Genomic DNA, 313 nt, shown 5'->3' with positions numbered 1-313 from the left:
GTGTGATTATGCCCCAGTCTCTACTGCCAAATATTCTTCAATTCATAGGTCAAATCGACCCATTCGATAAGATCCCTAAACAAGCACTTCGCGAACTTGCCTCTAACGTGCAAATTACTTATCTCGGCAAGGGAGATGTGGTCGATTTGTGTGAGTCTGGGAAGGAAAAATCGCTCTATATCATTCGAACGGGCTCTATGGAGCAACGAAAATCGGATGGTGTGCTTCGTGCCCGTCTAGGCAGTGAAGATTTGTTTGGCTTTACGTTCTTAGATTCTGAAGTCAACGACGAAAAAGGCTATAGAGCTGTCGC

At 45.0% G+C, this 313-nt stretch carries 1 pseudogene; it reads left to right on the top strand.

From position 1 onward, the window contains the following. Nucleotides 1-8: 8 nt before the first annotated feature. Nucleotides 9-313, top strand: a pseudogene (locus AB4486_RS25365) (histidine kinase); the annotation flags it as partial.

The sequence above is a fragment of the Vibrio sp. 10N.222.55.C6 genome, from assembly GCF_041473395.1.
Taxonomy (GTDB): domain Bacteria; phylum Pseudomonadota; class Gammaproteobacteria; order Enterobacterales; family Vibrionaceae; genus Vibrio; species Vibrio crassostreae_C.
The sequence above is the reverse complement of the archived record's forward strand: the minus strand, read 5'-3'. Positions and strand labels throughout refer to the sequence as shown.